This is a genomic window from Stenotrophomonas aracearum (assembly GCF_031834615.1).
Classification (GTDB): domain Bacteria; phylum Pseudomonadota; class Gammaproteobacteria; order Xanthomonadales; family Xanthomonadaceae; genus Stenotrophomonas; species Stenotrophomonas aracearum.
In genome coordinates, this window is record NZ_CP115543.1 from 2646796 (window position 1) to 2661669 (window position 14874).

Genomic DNA, 14874 nt, shown 5'->3' on the forward strand with positions numbered 1-14874 from the left:
ATCAGTAGTGCGGGGGCGGTGGTTCTTCGCCCGAATCGGAATACAGCGCGTTGCGGACCTTGCCCAGGTCCTCCAGCAGCAGGCGGGTCAGGTCGGCGTTGCGACTGCCCTCGATGCGGGCGTCGGCCAGCGCTTCGCTGAGCTCGGCCAGCGCCTGTTCCTGGAAGGACACGCGCATTTCAAGCTCGACCAGGCGCGCTTCCAGCGCCTGCTCACGCGCGGAGGGAGTGGACTCATGCATGCAGCGAACGTCCCCGGCCAATGCCGTAGTAAGCCAGGCCCGCGGCTTCGATCTCCTGCGGGTCGTACAGGTTGCGGCCGTCGAACACCACCGCATCCTTCAGCGTTTCGCGCAGGCGGTTGAAGTCCGGGCTGCGGAACTGCTTCCATTCGGTGACCACCACCAGCGCGTCGGCGCCGTCGATGGCGTCGTAAGCACTGTCGCAGAACACCAGGTCGTCGCGCTCGCCAAAAATGCGGCGCGCTTCTTCGGTGGCTTCCGGGTCGTAGGCGCGCACGGTGGCGCCGCCTTCCCACAGCTGCGCCAGCAGGCGGCGGCTGGAGGCTTCGCGCATGTCGTCGGTGTTCGGCTTGAACGACAGGCCCCACACCGCGAAGGTGCGGCCGCGCACGCCCTCATCCTCGCCGCGGTCGTAATGACGCTGGATCAGCTGGAACAGATGCCCCTTCTGCGCGTCGTTGACCGCCTCCACCGCATTGAGCAGCTTGGGCTCATGGCCATGCTGCTGCGCGGTGCGGGCCAGCGCCTGCACGTCCTTGGGGAAACACGAGCCGCCGTAACCGGCGCCCGGGTAGATGAAGTGCCAGCCGATGCGCGGGTCCGAACCGATGCCCTGGCGGACCTGTTCGACGTCGGCACCGACCTTCTCGGCAATATTGGCGATCTCGTTCATGAACGAGATCTTGGTCGCCAGCATGGCGTTGGCGGCGTACTTGGTCAGCTCGGCCGAGCGCACGTCCATCTCCACCACGCGATCGTGGTTGCGGTTGAACGGTGCGTACAGGCGGCGCATCAGCGCCACCGATTCGGCGTTGGCCGCACCGATCACGATGCGGTCCGGCCGCATGCAGTCGGCCACCGCGTCGCCTTCCTTGAGGAATTCGGGGTTGGAGACCACGTCGAACGCGATCTCCTCGCCGCGCTCTGCCAGGACCTCGGCAATCGCGGCGCGGACCTTGTCGGCCGTGCCCACCGGCACGGTCGACTTGTTCACCACCACGGTCGGCACACGCATGTGCCGGCCGATGGTGCGGGCCACGGCCAGCACGTACTGCAGGTCGGCGCTGCCGTCCTCGTCCGGTGGCGTGCCCACGGCAATGAAGATCACCTGGCCGTGCGCGATCGCCTCGGCGGCGTCGGTGGTGAAGGCCAGCCGCGAGGCGGCGTGGTTGGCCTTGACCATCGGCTCCAGGCCCGGCTCGTAGATCGGGATGACGCCACGGTTGAGGCCGTCGACCTTGGCCTGGTCGATATCGACGCAGACCACCTGGTGGCCGACATCGGCCAGGCAGGTACCCGTGACCAGTCCGACATAGCCGGTACCGAAAATTGCGACGCGCATGTCCGTAGTAACTCCAGTTCCGATTACGGAAGGACGTCCAGCAGTTCGACGTCGAAGGTCAGCGTCGCGTTCGGACCGATCGGACCGCCCGGCGTGCCCTGCTCACCGTAGGCCAGTTCGCCCGGGATCCAGAAGCGGTACTTGGCGCCGACGGGCATCAGTGCAACGCCTTCCGACCAGCCCTTGACCACCTGGTCCAGGCCGAACACGATCGGCTCGCCACGGGTGTAGCTGCTGTCGAAGACGGTGCCGTCGAGCAGCTTGCCTTCGTAGTTCACGCGGACCTTGCTGGTCGGCATCGGGCGCTCGCCCGAACCCGGACGCAGCACCTGGTACTGCAGGCCCGACGCGGTGGTGACCACGCCCGGCTGGGTCTTGTTCTTCGCCAGGAAGTTGTTGCCTTCGGTGCGGTTGGTACCGGCCTTGGCGGCTTCCTTGGCCTGCATCTCACCCTGCTTGGCGGCCATGAAGGCTTCCAGGGTCGACTTGGCCTGGTCGGCGGTCAGCTTCGGGGTGCCCTTGGCGAAGGCGGTCTTCACCGCGTCGAACAGCACGTCCAGGTCCAGCTCGGTCTTCAGCGGCGCCAGCGACGGGCCGACGGCGTAGCTGCCCAGCATCAGGCCGACCTTCTCACGGTCCACCTTCGGCGCCGGAGTACCCGGAGCCATGCCCGGCACCGGCTGGCCGCTCTTGACCGCCATGGCCATGCGCAGCGACTGGTCGGTCTTCTGGGCTTCTTCCTGGGTGATCAGCGGCTGCTTGCCTTCGAAGGCGTTGTTCACTGCGCGGCGCAGGGCGGCCAGATCGATTTCGTCGGCGATCGGGGCGAACGAATTTGCGACATCCATGCCGATGGCATAGCTGACGTTTTCACGCTGGGAGGTCAAGGTCGAAGTCTCCTTTGCGGCTGCACCTGCAGCCGGTTGTTGCGACATCACGGTACCGGTGGCACCCATCGCCAGAATCAGAACCGACGCCGCGGCGCCGCGCATTCCCATCTTCATTCGCTGCATTCCTGGAAGTTACTGGACGCCGACGTCGGCGCGAATCCGGCATTGTCGCACGCACGTGCGAGATGTCGAGGCTGTCAGTGCGTCGCCGGTGTGACAGACAGCTCACGTTCGATCGCGGCGACCAGCGCCTTGTCGTCCGGGGTCACCTTGCTGGGGAACTGGGCGACCACCTTGCCGTCCCGCCCGATCAGGTACTTATGGAAGTTCCAGCCCGGTGCGACCTTGGTGGCGGCGGTCAGGCGCTGGTAAAGCGGCGTGGCCTCCGGGCCGGTGACCTGCACCTTCTGGAACATGGGGAACTTCACGCCGTAGGTGAGCGTGCAGAACTCCTGGATCTCCTTCTCGCTGCCCGGTTCCTGCCCCTTGAAGTCGTTGGACGGGAAGCCCAGCACCGAGAACCCGCGCGCGGCGTACTTCTTCTGCAGGGCCTCCAGGGCCTCGTACTGCGGGGTGTAGCCGCACTTGCTGGCAGTGTTGACCACCAGCAGCACCTTGCCGCCGTAGGCCTTCTCCAGGTTCACTTCCGACTTGCCCGCCAGCGGCCGGTAGTCGACGTCGAGCAGGTCGGCCGCCTGGACCGAGGCGCTGCCCAGCAGGCCCACCAGCAGCAGGCCCACGCCCCAGCGGCGGGCACGCGCGCGGACAGCGGGGTACGGGGGCAGCACGGGAGACGTCTGGGACATCGCAAAAACTCCGGATCGAAGCGGGAAAACCTGCTGTGCAGGGCGCACGCGGACTATATCACCGGGGGTTTTGCTCCCGCAGCTGAATGCACGGCCATGGAAATGAAGGTCATGACGGGGAGATTTCACCAATTTAATCAACCAGTTGCGCTCCGCATTCAGACTGTGTAATACCCCTGCCATCAGTTGGGGCGTGTCGGGTATTGCACATCGGCGTGTCGGTGTTATAGTTTCATACAACACCAGTCACCTGATGCAGGGGAAGCCCATGAACCGCATGCGCCACCACTCCGCCAAAGCCCTTACAGCCGCGTCCGCGCTGCTGCTGCTGGGCTGGTTCAGCATCCCCGTCGGTGACCGTGGCAGCGACATCGCCACCGGTGCGTTTGAAGGCCCGCAGGACGCAGGCGTCATCAAGGCAGGGACCGCCGACGGCGCCCCCACGCCTCCCCGCCGGCTGCACAGCTCCCTGTCCATGCCTTACTTCTCATTCGCACAGTCGCTGAACCCACGGAGCTGACCATGAGCGATATCCAATGGAGCGATGGTGCTCCGATCTACCGTCAGCTGAAGGAACGCGTGATCGCCATGATGCTGGACAGCATCATCAAGCCCGGCGATGCGCTGCCCTCGGTTCGACAGGTGGCCGCCGAGTACCAGCTCAACCCCATCACCGTGTCGCGCGCTTACCAGGAACTGGCCGACGAAGGCCTGGTCGAGAAGCGCCGTGGCCTGGGCATGTTCATGACCGAGGAAGCCGCCACCCAGCTGCGCAGCAGCGAGCGCGACCGCTTCCTCAATGAAGAATGGCCGCTGGTCCTGGAGCGCATCCAGCGCCTGGGCCTGCATCTCGACGAATTGCTGCCCCAGGGGAAATCCTCATGAATGCCGTTGCTAGTGATGTCGTCATCTCCGCCCGTGGCCTGCGCAAGGCCTACAAGCAGACCCTCGCGCTGGACAACACCAGCTTCACCATCGCCCCGGGCCGGATCACCGGCCTGATCGGCCCCAACGGCGCCGGCAAGACCACCCTGCTCAAGGCACTGTTGGGCCTGACCACGGTGGACGGCGAGCTGAGCGTGCTCGGGCTGGACCCGACCGTGCAGCGCAACGCGCTGATGAATGATGTGTGCTTCATCGCCGACGTGGCGGTGCTGCCGCGCTGGATGAAGGTGCGCGATGCGATCGACTTCGTGGCCGGGGTCCACCCGCGCTTCGACCGCGCCCGCTGCGAGCGTTTCCTGGCGGCAACCAAGCTGCAGCCGCGCCAGCGCGTGCGCGAACTGTCCAAGGGCATGATCGTGCAGCTGCACCTGGCGCTGGTGATGGCCATCGACGCCAAGGTGCTGGTGCTGGACGAACCGACCCTGGGCCTGGACATCCTGTACCGCAAGGAGTTCTACCAGCGCCTGCTGGAAGACTATTTCGACGAGCAGAAGACGATCATCGTCACCACCCATCAGGTGGAAGAGATCGAGCACATCCTCACCGACGTGATGTTCATCCGCGACGGCCGCATCGTGCTGACCGCCGACATGGAAGAGGTCGGCGAGCGCTACACCGAAGTGCTGGTTTCGGCCGAGACGCTGGAGGCGGCCCGTGCGCTGGGCCCGATCGACGAGCGCAGCCTGCCCTTCGGCAAGACCGTACTGCTGTTCGACGGGGTGCCGCGCGCCCAGCTCACGCCGCTTGGCGAAATCCGCAGCCCCGGGCTGGCGGATCTGTTCGTGGCCATCATGAAGGGAACCTACGCATGAACACCGTCCACTATCACCCGATCAGCAAGGCCAGCACCTTCAAGTGGCTGCTCAAGCGCGAGTACTGGGAAAACCGCGGCGGTTTCCTGTGGGCGCCGCTGATCGCCGGCGGCATTTCGCTGGTGATGAGCCTGATCGGGATCCTGATCGGCCTGTGGGGCCTGCGCCGTGCGGCCGCCAACGGCGACCTGCATCTGGACAACACCAAGATCAACATCAACGGCCTGGACCTGAAGCTGCTGACCGAGCACATGGACGCCAAGAACATGGCCGACCTCGGCAATGCGCTGGACGCGACCCTGGTACTGAGCTCGCTGTGGCCGTTCGTGGTGCTGGCCTTCGTGGTGTTCTTCTACTGCCTGGGCGCGCTGTATGACGACCGCCGCGACCGCAGCATCCTGTTCTGGAAGTCGCTGCCGCTGTCGGACACCCAGACCGTGCTGTCCAAGGCGCTGAGCGCGCTGCTGGTGGCCCCGGTGATCGCGGTGATCGCGTCGGTGCTGACCATGTTCGGCTTCCTGGCGATCCTGTCGGTGATCGTGATGACCCACGGCGGCAACCCGATGACCCTGATCTGGGGCCCGGCCAGCCCGCTGGCGTTCCTGGCCGGCCACCTGGCCTGGCTGCCGGTGTACCTGCTGTGGGCACTGCCGACGGTGGGCTGGCTGCTGATGTGGTCGGCGCTGGCCAAGTCCAAGCCGTTCCTGTGGGCGGTGATGCTGCCGCTGTTTGCCGGGATCATCGTCAGCACCACCCGGGTGATGCAGCTGTTCGACATGAGCAGCGGCTGGTTCTGGCAGCACATCGTGGGCCGCCTGCTGCTGGGCACCCTGCCGGGCAGCGACCTGTTCTACCGCCAGGACCAGCTGCAGGCCGTGATGCACGACAGCGACAACATCGCTGCGGCGCTGTCGCCGTCCAGCCAGCTGGCCGCGCTGGCCCTGCCGGAATTGTGGATCGGCGCGGCTGCCGGCGCTGTATTCATCGTGATTGCCATCCGCCTGCGCCGCCGCGCCGGCGAAATCTGATCCCTCACCGCTTCGAGGAACCGTCCATGATCCGCACGCTTGCCATTGCTTCGCTGATGTTGCTGCCGCTGACCGCACTGGCCGATGAGCCGCAGTGCAAGTTCAACGCGCCGCGCGATCTCAAGCTCGACGTCGCCGGCGCCAAGGCGGTGGTGTTCGAGGTCAACCAGCACGACCTGGTGCTGCAGGCGGGCCCGGGCGCTGCCCAGCTGGGCGGTCGGGCCTGTGCTTCCAATGCCGACTGGCTGCCGGAGCTGACCGTGACCCAGGAGAAGGTGGGCGACAAGCTGGTGGTGCGCCTGCGCCGGGAGAACCAGGGGCTGAAGTTCAACATGAGCGGCAACAGCTACGCTTACCTTGACCTGCGCGGCACGATTCCGGACAACGTGCTGATCCAGATGAAGGTAGGCTCGGGCGATGCGTCGGTGACCGGGGCGCATTCGTTGAGTGCGGACGTGGGCTCGGGCGACATCAAGCTGCGCGATATCAAGGGCCTGGTCACGGCGGCGATCGGTTCGGGCGATGTGGAACTCGACGGGGCGGGTGCGCTGAACCTGCTGTCGATCGGCTCGGGCGATTTCGATGCCCGCAACCTGCGCGGCAACGTCACGGTCGGCACGATCGGTTCGGGCGACCTGACCCTGGACGGGGTGACCGGCAACGTCGCCATCAAGACGGTGGGGTCGGGCGATGTGGACCTGCGCCAGGTGAAGGGCAACGTGAGCCTGGGCAACATCGGGTCCGGCGACTTCGAGGCCCGCGATGTCGGCGGCAGCGTCACGGTGGACCGCCACGGTTCGGGCGATGTGACGGTGCGCGATGTGGGCGGCGACCTGACCGTGGCCAACAGTGGCAGCGGCGATATCAATGACAGCAACGTGCGCGGCCGCGTCCAGCTGCCGCGTGGCAAGTAAGGAGACACGCACATGAAGATTCGACTGCTGCTGCCGACGCTGCTGCTGTGCCTGCCCCTGGCGGCGTGCGGCAATGCCGATTCGAACCGGACGGACCCGGCCACGGGCAAGCCGATGGTGGACGCCGATTTCATCGGGAAGAAGATCAAGGACGCTACGGACAAGGCCCGGGTGGAAATGGCCCAGGGCAACATCAAGGTGTCCAACAACCAGTCGGACAAGGCGGAGATCACGCCGCAGGGCGACCTGCTGATCAATGGCAAGGCGGTGGCGGTGGATGCGCACCAGCGTGCGCTGCTGCTGGACTACCGCAAGCAGATCGAGGCGCTGGCCGGTGCGGGCATGGACATCGGGGTGGCCGGTGCGAGCCTGGGGGTGAAGGCGGCCGGCGAGGCGTTGCGGGGGGTGTTCTCGGGCGATACGCAGGGCATCGAGGAGCGGGTGAACGCGGAGGCAGCCAAGATGGAGGCGAGCGCGAAGCAGCTGTGCGGGCTGCTGCCGGTGATGCTGGCCAAGCAGCAGGCGCTGGCGGCGGCGCTGCCGGCCTTCAAGCCGTACGCGACGATGGACCAGGGCGACATCGACGACTGCCACAGCTGAAGGCGGCAGGCTGCGACGTTCGGTCGCAGTGAGGCCACCGGGACGGGGGGAGGACTACACTAGTCCTCCCCTTTTTCGTTGTTCGCCCGCCATGAAGAAGCTGTGCCTGCTGCTGTTCGCCCTGTTCTGCGTTGTCGCCACCGGCTGCGACCAGGAGTACCGCAACCACCGCGCGGAGCGCAGCAAACCGAAGATCACGGTCAGCGACGGCATGGTGACGGTGCGCCGGGCGCCGGCGCCGAACCTGATCATCCTGCCGAACGGCCACATGAAGGTGGACGAGATCGAGATTCCGCTGGACGCCAGCCAGCAGGCGCTGCTGCAGAACATGTTCGGGCAGCTGCAGGTACTGCGCCAGAACACGCTGGTGGACGCGCCGCACGACCCGGACAAGCGCGCGGTGAAGATCGTGGTGCCGCCGGGCATGCAGCCGATTCCGACCGACATCGTCACCCGCATTCCCGAGTTCAAGGGCTACACCGAGACGTTCGACAACCTGATGGCGGACCGACGCTGACGCTGGGCGCTTCGCTTTCATGCACGTAGTGCCGGCCGCCGGCCGGCTCCACGGATTGCTGGCGATCCGGTAGAGCCGGGCCCTGCCCGGCTGCTGTTGGATTCAGGCGAACAGCCGCAGGTGCAAGGCGTTCCCTGGCTTGGGCCGCCCGGTGCCGGTTTGCGGGGTCGCCGCAAGTACGTCCGTGTAGGCTACGCGGACGCCATCCATGGCGCCGAGTCCCCCGCAAACCGACACCGGGCGACCCTTTGACAGTTGGCCGGTGGCCACGGAAAAAAAGCAGGGCCGATCATTTCCATGCGTTACCGGGCGCGGAGGATTTCACGGCAGTCGTTTGGGAACCGACCCTACCAGCAGGCCAGCGCACGGTCTCGAACCCGCGTAGGGACACGCCATGCGTGTCTTCTCTCTCAGGCGGGGCAGATCTCTCTGGAGAAAAGCCCCCTTCTTGTTGAAGGGGGCGCGCCGAAGGCGGGGGGTTAAGGTGGAATGCGCGGATAACGCGGGCCGAAGGCCCGTGTTATCTCGGAGCGGGGCTGCCCGGCGGCCGCCCCTACAGGTATCAATTAAGACGCTGCTTTCGGCGGATAAATCAGCCGCCACCACCACCGCTACCTGCGTGGATACCACCGGCGGTCAGCGCCGCAGGATCCAACAACCGACGCAGCTCGGCGTCAGAAAGACCACTGTCTTCCTTCGCAACCTCCAGCACTGGCCGCTGCTCCTTGTAAGCGCGCTTGGCGATCGCGGCGGCCTTCTCGTAACCGATGATCGGGTTGAGCGCGGTCACCAGGATCGGGTTGCGGCCCAGCGCTTCGCGTACGCGGTCCTCACGCACCTTGAGCCCGGCGATCGCGGTGTCGGCGAGCAGGCGCGAAATGTTGGACAGCAGGCCGATCCCGTCCAGCAGGTTGGCTGCGATCAGGGGAAGCGTCACGTTCAACTGGAAATTGCCGGTCTGGCCCGCCACCGTAATCGCCGTGTGGTGGCCGATCACCTGCGCGCACACCATGACCGTTGCCTCCGGAATCACCGGATTGACCTTGCCCGGCATGATCGAACTGCCCGGCTGCAGCGCCGGGAGCTCGATCTCACCCAGGCCCGCCAGCGGACCGGCGTTCATCCAGCGCAGGTCGTTGGCGATCTTGATCAACGCCACCGCCAGCGCATTGAGCTGGCCCGACAGCTCCACCGCATCGTCCTGCGCCGCCAGTCCCTCGAACTTGTTCTCCGCGCTGTCGAAGCGCACGCCCGTCTGCTGCTTCAGGCGCTTGGCGACCCGCTCACCGAAGCGCGGGTCCGCGTTGATGCCCGTGCCGATGGCGGTGCCGCCCAGCGGGAGCCGGCGCAGCCGCTTCAGGCTGTCTTCCAGCCGCTCCTGCGCCGACGACAACTGCGCCGACCACGCACCGAATTCCTGCTCGAACGTCAGCGGCATCGCATCCATCAGGTGCGTGCGCCCGGTCTTGACCACCTTGCGCAACGCCCGGCCGCGCTTGTCGATGGTCTTGCGCAGGTGCACCAGTGCGGGCAGCAGCTGCTCCTGCACGCCCAGCAACGCCGAGACCCGCAACGCCGTGGGAATAACGTCGTTCGAACTCTGGCCCTGGTTCACGTGGTCGTTCGGATGCACCGACGTCTTGCCCGCCTTGCCCGCACGGTTGGCCAGCGTCGCGATCACCTCGTTGGCATTCATGTTCGACGACGTGCCCGAACCGGTCTGGTAGATGTCGATCGGGAAATGCGCGTCATGCGCGCCATCGGCCACTTCGTCGGCCGCACTCTCAATCGCCTTGGCGATGTTCTTCGGCAGGTGGCCCAGCTCGGCGTTGACCGCCGCCGCCGCCCCCTTCACCAACCCCAGCGCGCGGATGAAACCGCGCGGCATGCGCTGGCCCGAGACCGGGAAATTGTCTACCGCACGCTGCGTCTGCGCGCCCCAGAGCGCGTCTGCAGGCACCTGCAGTTCGCCCATGCTGTCATGCTCGGTCCGGAAACCCTTGCTCATTGCATCACTCCGCGGTTCTTTCAGTGGGGAAAGGGAACGGCGGCTGGCAACGGGCCTTCATTCCCTGGCTGGCGGCTCCGCCCACGATACTCCCAAGCCGGATTGAAACCCAAGCGCGCGCCGGTTCGGCTAGACTCGGGATTCGTGTTCATTCAGGCATCACCTCTCTCCCATGGGCGACGACCCGCATTGTTGTAACGACATTCCCACCGCCACGCGGGGCCGCCGCGCATGATCGTCGGCAACCTCCTGCTCCTGCTGCTGGCCCTGTTCCTCGTCGTACTCAACGGCTTCTTCGTGGCCGCCGAGTTCGCCCTGGTCAAACTGCGACACACCCAGGCCGTCGGCCTGGCCGCCCGCCACGGCTGGCGCGGCCGCCTGCTGCTCAACGTGCATTCGCACCTGGACGCCTATCTCTCGGCCTGCCAGCTCGGCATCACCCTGTCCTCGCTCGGCCTCGGCTGGGTCGGTGAGCCCGCGTTCGCCCACCTGCTGCAGCCGCTGTTCGACACGCTGGGCATGGGCCCCGACGCGGCCCGCCTCACCGCCTTCATCATCGCCTTCAGCCTGATCTCGTTCCTGCACATCGTGCTCGGCGAACTCGCGCCGAAGTCGATGGCGATCCGTCGTCCCGAAGCCATGTCGCTGTGGACCGCCGCGCCCCTGTACCTGTTCTACTGGGCCATGTTCCCGGCGATCTGGCTGCTCAACCACAGCGCCAACGCGCTGCTGCGCCTGGCCGGCTGGGGCGACGTGGAGCACACCTCGCACCGCTACTCGCGCGAAGAACTCAAGCTGATCGTCGCCCGCCAGCAGCCCGGCGCCGACGCGCCGGACCAGGACCTCACCCTGATGAGCCATGCGCTGGAACTGCCCGAGCTGGTGGCCGGCGACCTGATGCGGCCGCGCGAGCACATGCGCGTGTTCCGCCAGGGCATGGGCCTGGCCGAGGTCATGGCCGAATTCGCCGAAAGCCGCTACAGCCGCTACCCGTGGTTCGACGCGGACCGCGAAGAAGTGCTGGGCGTGCTGCACATGAAGGACCTGCTGGTCGAAATCGCGCGCGGCAACCCCACCGACGACCTGCGCGCCCTGCTCCGCCCGGCCAACCTGATCGCGCTGGAAACCCCGGTCACCGCCGTGCTCGAGCGCTTCCGCACCGGCACCACGCACATGGCCCTGTGCGTCGAGGAACATGGCCGCATCCTGGGCTACTTCACCCTAGAAGACCTGCTGGAGGTTGTCGTCGGCGATATCGAAGACGAACACCCGCACGTGGTCACCGACGCCCCCACCCGGGGCGCCGACGGCAGCCTGCTGGTGGCCGGTTCCACCTCCATCTTCCGCCTCGAGCGCCTGCTCGGGCGCGACCTGGCCGCCCCCGAGCACCTGAACTCGGTCGGCGGGCTGATCGTGCACCAGTTGCAGCGCCTGCCCGAAGAGGGCGAACAGGTGCTGATCGATGGCCAGCTGTTCACGGTCAAGCGCATGGCCGGCCACCGGATCCAGGCCGTCACCGTGCGCCGCGCGCCCGAACAGGCCGACGGGGACCCCGGGGCAGCGTAGAATGACGGCCCCCGCCGTCATTGCCTGCGCCCGCCATGTCCGAATTCGCCCTGCTCGCCCTGTCCCCGCTCGATGGCCGCTATGCCGGCAAGGTCGACGCGCTGCGCCCGATCTTCTCCGAGTACGGCCTGATCAAGGCCCGCGTGAAGGTCGAAGTGGAATGGCTGCTGGCCCTGGCCAACGAGGCCGGCATCGCCGAACTGGCGCCCTTCTCGGCCGGCGCCGCCGCCCGCCTGCGCGCCCTGGCTGACGACTTCGCCCCGGCCCACGCCGCGCGGGTGAAGGAGATCGAACGCACCACCAACCACGACGTCAAGGCCGTGGAGTACTTCATCAAGGAACAGCTCAAGGACGACGCCGAACTGGCCCCCGCCCTCGAGTTCGTCCACTTCGCCTGCACCAGCGAAGACATCAACAACCTCAGCTACGGCCTGATGCTCGAACAGGCCCGCCGCGAAGTGCTGCTGCCCTCGCTCGACGGCATCGCCGCCAGCCTGCGCGCCCTGGCCCACGCCCAGGCCGAACAGCCCATGCTCTCGCGCACCCACGGCCAGACCGCCTCGCCCACCACCCTGGGCAAGGAAGTGGCCAACGTCGTCGCCCGCCTCGAGCGCCAGCGCCGCCAGATCGCCGCGGTCGAACTGACCGGCAAGATCAACGGCGCCGTCGGCAACTACAACGCCCACGCCATCGCCTACCCCAACGTGGACTGGCCGGCCTTCGCCAAGCGCTTCGTCGAAAGCCTGGGCCTGGTGTTCAACCCGTACACCACCCAGATCGAACCGCACGACAACATCGCCGAAATCGGCGACGCCGCCCGCCGCGCCAACATCATCCTGATCGACCTGGCCCGCGACATCTGGGGCTACATTTCGCTGGGCTACTTCAAGCAGAAGCTCAAGGAAGGCGAAGTCGGCTCCTCGACCATGCCGCACAAGGTCAACCCGATCGACTTCGAAAATGCCGAAGGCAACTTCGGCATCGCCAACGCCCTGTTCGAACACTTCAGCGCCAAGCTGCCGATCAGTCGCTGGCAGCGCGACCTCACCGACTCCACCGTGCTGCGCGCGGTCGGCACCGCGTTCGGCCACAGCCAGGTCGCCCTCGACTCGCTGGCCAAGGGCCTGGGCAAGCTGACCGTCAATCCCGAGCGCCTCGACGGCGACCTCGACGCCGCCTGGGAAGTGCTGGCCGAAGCCGTACAGACCGTCATGCGCCGCTACGGCCTGCCCAACCCCTACGAACAGCTCAAGGCCCTGACCCGCGGCCAGGGCATCACCGCCGACTCGATGAAGGCATTCGTCGAGTCCCTGGACCTGCCGGAAGACGCCAAGCAGGGCCTGCGCGAGCTGACCCCGGGCGGGTACATCGGGTTGGCGGCGGATCTGGCCAAGGCGATCTGATCGCCGAGCCCAATGCGTGAACCCCAAACGGGGCGTCGGTCATTCCGGCGCCCCGTTTTGTTTGCGACCCACCGCCCAAACCGACGCACTATCGGGGGCGGCCGCCGGGTAGCCCCGGAGGGACGCTAGAAAACATGGATGTTTTCTAGCAGCCCCATGGACGGGTTCACGGCGTGTCCCGGAGCGGGCTGCCCGGCGGCCGCCCCCAGCCCGTAGCACCAAGGCGCCAGCGCCCTGGCTTCGGCTCTGGCTCCGGCTCTGGCTCTGGCTCCGGCTCCCCAAGCGCGACACCCCACCGCAGGTGCACATGACACAGAACCAGCAGACAATAGGCGCGTATCCCGCCTCAATGCTGCAAGGATTCCCCCATGGCTGTGCGCAAGACCAAAACCCCCGTCATCGAAGTCCAGGCCCGCCCCGGCCTGCCGCTGGGCATGCCCGCCGCCACCTTCCTGCGCGACTACTGGCAGAAGCGCCCCCTGCTCATCCGCGGCGCCTTCCCCGACTTCGAAACCCCGCTCCAGCCCGAAGACCTCGCCGGCCTCGCCTGCGAAGAAACCGCCCTCGCCCGCCTGATCAGCCACGACCGCGCCACCGACGGCTGGACCGTCCGCACCGGCCCGTTCCAGGAAGAAGACTTCCCCGGCATGCCCGACCACGACTGGACCCTGCTGGTCCAGGACGTCGACAAGTGGGACCCCGACGTGCGCGCCCTGCTCAGCCACTTCAGCTTCCTGCCGCGCTGGCGCATGGACGACGTCATGATCAGCTTCGCCGCCACCGGCGGCTCGGTCGGCGCCCACGTCGACCAGTACGACGTCTTCCTGCTCCAGGCCCATGGCCACCGCCGCTGGCAGATCGACGCCAGCGAATCCATCAAGGGCAAGCGCCCCCCGCTCGACTTCCGCCCCGACGTCGAACTCAAGCTCCTGCAGCGCTTCAAGCCCACCCACGACTGGGTGCTCGAACCCGGCGACATGCTCTACCTGCCGCCCAACGTCCCCCACAACGGCGTCGCCGAAGACCCCTGCCTGACCTTCTCCTTCGGCATGCGCGCCCCCGCCTCCGCCGAACTGATCAGCGACTACCTCGACACCCTGATCATGGATGCCGACGAAGCCATCCGTTACCAGGACCCCGATCTCAAGGTCCCCGAGGATCCCAATGAGATCGACGCCGTCGCCATGAACCGCGTCGTCCAGGCCCTCAACGCCATCCGCATGAACGACCCCGATCGCCTCGGCGACTGGTTCGGCCGTTTCATCACCACCTACCGCGCCGCCGGCGACGTCGTCGCCTCCGGCCAGCCCCTGCCCCGCCACGATGTTGAAGCCGCCCTCGCCGAGGGCATCGAACTCGGCCGCCACCCCTGGGCCCGCCTCGCCTGGCGTCGCGCCAAGAAGGGCGCCAGCCTGTACTGCAGCGGCCTCGAGTTCGCCCTGCCGGTCAAGGACGCCCAGGCCCTGGCCGGCGCCGAACAGATCGGCGCCCCGCTCTACCAGAAGCTCTCCGCCAAGGGCCGCGACGCCCTGCACGAGCTGATCGCCGGCGGCTACTACCAGCTGCTCGACGGCGACGCCTTCGATGATGAAGACGACTTCGACGACGAAGACGGCGACGAAGGCATCGCCGAATACGAAATCATCGACGCCACCGACACCGTCGAGGTCGTCGAAGACAAAGACGTCCAGGCCAACGTCCACGAAGTCACCGTCCACGAAGACGGCGTCGAAGTGATCGTCGACTTCGACGACAGCGACGACGACGCCGAAGGCACCGACGGCCACGGCGGCAAGGCCTGA

15 protein-coding genes are annotated in these 14874 nt (G+C 66.8%); 10 read left to right on the forward strand and 5 right to left on the reverse strand.

What is annotated here, in order from left to right:
• Nucleotide 1: 1 nt before the first annotated feature.
• From PDM28_RS12045 to PDM28_RS12060, 4 genes are all read right to left on the reverse strand, one after another.
• Nucleotides 2-241, reverse strand: a complete 240-nt coding sequence (locus tag PDM28_RS12045; protein ID WP_070208808.1) for a SlyX family protein — start codon at nucleotides 239-241, stop codon at nucleotides 2-4.
• Nucleotides 234-1583: a UDP-glucose dehydrogenase family protein gene (locus tag PDM28_RS12050; RefSeq protein ID WP_311182201.1), complete on the reverse strand. Its 1350-nt coding sequence runs from the start codon at nucleotides 1581-1583 to the stop codon at nucleotides 234-236. The genes PDM28_RS12045 and PDM28_RS12050 overlap by 8 nt, the downstream gene beginning before the upstream one ends.
• Nucleotides 1584-1606: 23 nt before the next feature.
• On the reverse strand, nucleotides 1607-2587 hold the full coding sequence (locus PDM28_RS12055) for an FKBP-type peptidyl-prolyl cis-trans isomerase (protein WP_102944705.1): 981 nt from the start codon (nucleotides 2585-2587) through the stop codon (nucleotides 1607-1609).
• Nucleotides 2588-2670: 83 nt separating this feature from the next.
• The gene (locus PDM28_RS12060; protein WP_311182202.1) at nucleotides 2671-3279 is read right to left on the reverse strand and encodes a glutathione peroxidase; all 609 of its coding nucleotides are present in this window, start codon (nucleotides 3277-3279) and stop codon (nucleotides 2671-2673) included.
• Nucleotides 3280-3547: 268 nt separating this feature from the next.
• Here PDM28_RS12060 and PDM28_RS12065 point away from each other — a divergent pair, with 268 nt between their 5' ends.
• The 7 genes from PDM28_RS12065 (at nucleotide 3548) to PDM28_RS12095 (ending at nucleotide 8095) form a co-directional block, all read left to right on the forward strand.
• A complete protein-coding gene (locus PDM28_RS12065; RefSeq protein WP_311182203.1) occupies nucleotides 3548-3799 on the forward strand; it encodes a hypothetical protein in 252 nt (83 codons plus the stop codon).
• 2 nt (nucleotides 3800-3801) lie between these two features.
• Nucleotides 3802-4164, forward strand: coding sequence for a GntR family transcriptional regulator (locus tag PDM28_RS12070; RefSeq protein ID WP_070209529.1), 363 nt, complete (start codon nucleotides 3802-3804; stop codon nucleotides 4162-4164).
• The gene (locus PDM28_RS12075) at nucleotides 4161-5036 is read left to right on the forward strand and encodes an ABC transporter ATP-binding protein (protein WP_070209528.1); all 876 of its coding nucleotides are present in this window, start codon (nucleotides 4161-4163) and stop codon (nucleotides 5034-5036) included. Before PDM28_RS12070 ends, PDM28_RS12075 begins: the two co-directional genes overlap by 4 nt.
• The gene (locus PDM28_RS12080; RefSeq protein WP_102944702.1) at nucleotides 5033-6064 is read left to right on the forward strand and encodes a hypothetical protein; all 1032 of its coding nucleotides are present in this window, start codon (nucleotides 5033-5035) and stop codon (nucleotides 6062-6064) included. The genes PDM28_RS12075 and PDM28_RS12080 overlap by 4 nt, the downstream gene beginning before the upstream one ends.
• Nucleotides 6065-6090: 26 nt before the next feature.
• Nucleotides 6091-6978, forward strand: coding sequence for a DUF4097 family beta strand repeat-containing protein (locus PDM28_RS12085; RefSeq protein ID WP_102944701.1), 888 nt, complete (start codon nucleotides 6091-6093; stop codon nucleotides 6976-6978).
• 12 nt (nucleotides 6979-6990) lie between these two features.
• Nucleotides 6991-7578, forward strand: a complete 588-nt coding sequence (locus tag PDM28_RS12090) for a DUF2884 family protein (RefSeq protein WP_311182204.1) — start codon at nucleotides 6991-6993, stop codon at nucleotides 7576-7578.
• A 91-nt stretch (nucleotides 7579-7669) separates the two neighbouring features.
• Entirely contained in the window at nucleotides 7670-8095 is a 426-nt protein-coding gene (locus PDM28_RS12095; protein WP_102944699.1) for a YggN family protein, read from the forward strand.
• 592 nt (nucleotides 8096-8687) lie between these two features.
• Here PDM28_RS12095 and PDM28_RS12100 read toward each other — a convergent pair.
• A complete protein-coding gene (locus PDM28_RS12100) occupies nucleotides 8688-10103 on the reverse strand; it encodes a class II fumarate hydratase (protein ID WP_311182205.1) in 1416 nt (471 codons plus the stop codon).
• A gap of 231 nt (nucleotides 10104-10334) precedes the next feature.
• Between PDM28_RS12100 and PDM28_RS12105 the strand changes: the two genes are divergently transcribed.
• The 3 genes from PDM28_RS12105 to PDM28_RS12115 all read left to right on the forward strand — a co-directional run bounded on the left by PDM28_RS12105 (nucleotide 10335) and on the right by PDM28_RS12115 (nucleotide 14874).
• Entirely contained in the window at nucleotides 10335-11669 is a 1335-nt protein-coding gene (locus tag PDM28_RS12105) for a hemolysin family protein (protein ID WP_311182206.1), read from the forward strand.
• 35 nt (nucleotides 11670-11704) lie between these two features.
• A complete protein-coding gene (gene purB / locus PDM28_RS12110; protein ID WP_311182207.1) occupies nucleotides 11705-13072 on the forward strand; it encodes an adenylosuccinate lyase in 1368 nt (455 codons plus the stop codon).
• A 368-nt stretch (nucleotides 13073-13440) separates the two neighbouring features.
• Nucleotides 13441-14874, forward strand: a complete 1434-nt coding sequence (locus PDM28_RS12115; protein WP_311182208.1) for a ribosomal protein uL16 3-hydroxylase — start codon at nucleotides 13441-13443, stop codon at nucleotides 14872-14874.

What these genes read in the sequence shown, in the direction of transcription:
- PDM28_RS12080 (WP_102944702.1), top strand. Translation starts at nt 5,033, where the DNA reads ATGAACACCGTCCACTATCACCCGATCAGCAAGGCCAGCACCTTCAAG.
- PDM28_RS12100 (WP_311182205.1), bottom strand. Translation starts at nt 10,103, where the DNA reads ATGAGCAAGGGTTTCCGGACCGAGCATGACAGCATGGGCGAACTGCAG.
- purB (WP_311182207.1), top strand. Translation starts at nt 11,705, where the DNA reads ATGTCCGAATTCGCCCTGCTCGCCCTGTCCCCGCTCGATGGCCGCTAT.
- PDM28_RS12085 (WP_102944701.1), top strand. Translation starts at nt 6,091, where the DNA reads ATGATCCGCACGCTTGCCATTGCTTCGCTGATGTTGCTGCCGCTGACC.
- PDM28_RS12050 (WP_311182201.1), bottom strand. Translation starts at nt 1,583, where the DNA reads ATGCGCGTCGCAATTTTCGGTACCGGCTATGTCGGACTGGTCACGGGT.
- PDM28_RS12115 (WP_311182208.1), top strand. Translation starts at nt 13,441, where the DNA reads ATGGCTGTGCGCAAGACCAAAACCCCCGTCATCGAAGTCCAGGCCCGC.
- PDM28_RS12055 (WP_102944705.1), bottom strand. Translation starts at nt 2,587, where the DNA reads ATGAAGATGGGAATGCGCGGCGCCGCGGCGTCGGTTCTGATTCTGGCG.
- PDM28_RS12095 (WP_102944699.1), top strand. Translation starts at nt 7,670, where the DNA reads ATGAAGAAGCTGTGCCTGCTGCTGTTCGCCCTGTTCTGCGTTGTCGCC.
- PDM28_RS12065 (WP_311182203.1), top strand. Translation starts at nt 3,548, where the DNA reads ATGAACCGCATGCGCCACCACTCCGCCAAAGCCCTTACAGCCGCGTCC.
- PDM28_RS12075 (WP_070209528.1), top strand. Translation starts at nt 4,161, where the DNA reads ATGAATGCCGTTGCTAGTGATGTCGTCATCTCCGCCCGTGGCCTGCGC.
- PDM28_RS12045 (WP_070208808.1), bottom strand. Translation starts at nt 241, where the DNA reads ATGCATGAGTCCACTCCCTCCGCGCGTGAGCAGGCGCTGGAAGCGCGC.
- PDM28_RS12090 (WP_311182204.1), top strand. Translation starts at nt 6,991, where the DNA reads ATGAAGATTCGACTGCTGCTGCCGACGCTGCTGCTGTGCCTGCCCCTG.
- PDM28_RS12070 (WP_070209529.1), top strand. Translation starts at nt 3,802, where the DNA reads ATGAGCGATATCCAATGGAGCGATGGTGCTCCGATCTACCGTCAGCTG.
- PDM28_RS12105 (WP_311182206.1), top strand. Translation starts at nt 10,335, where the DNA reads ATGATCGTCGGCAACCTCCTGCTCCTGCTGCTGGCCCTGTTCCTCGTC.
- PDM28_RS12060 (WP_311182202.1), bottom strand. Translation starts at nt 3,279, where the DNA reads ATGTCCCAGACGTCTCCCGTGCTGCCCCCGTACCCCGCTGTCCGCGCG.